The sequence below is a fragment of the Streptomyces sp. NRRL WC-3618 genome (assembly GCF_001280005.1).
In the GTDB taxonomy this organism is placed as follows: domain Bacteria; phylum Actinomycetota; class Actinomycetes; order Streptomycetales; family Streptomycetaceae; genus Streptomyces.
This window is the reverse complement of sequence record NZ_LGDW01000308.1, coordinates 1-391: the sequence shown is the minus strand read 5'-3', so window position 1 is coordinate 391 and position 391 is coordinate 1. Positions and strand designations below refer to the sequence as shown.

Sequence of the window (391 nt, the reverse complement as noted above, 5' to 3'; positions counted from 1 at the left end):
CGGAGACGGTGCGGGTGCTGCGGCACTGGATGGCGCACGGGGTGCGGATCTTCCGCGTCGACAACCCGCACACCAAGCCGGTCGTCTTCTGGGAACAGGTGATCGCGGACATCAACGCCACCGACCCGGACGTCATCTTCCTCGCGGAGGCCTTCACCCGCCCGGCGATGATGCGCGCGCTGGCCCAGACGGGTTTCCAGCAGTCGTACACCTATTTCACCTGGCGCAACACCAAGACCGAACTCACCGAGTACCTCACCGAGTTGTCGGGCGAGTCGGCGGCGTACATGCGGCCGAATTTCTTCGTCAACACCCCCGACATCCTGCACGAGTACCTTCAGCAGGGCGGCCGTCCGGCGTTCGAGGCGCGTGCCGTGCTGGCCGCGACACT

Annotated in this window: 1 pseudogene; it reads left to right on the top strand. The window is 66.0% G+C overall.

The features are described from left to right. A pseudogene (locus tag ADL01_RS23940) lies at positions 1-391 on the top strand (alpha-1,4-glucan--maltose-1-phosphate maltosyltransferase); the annotation flags it as partial.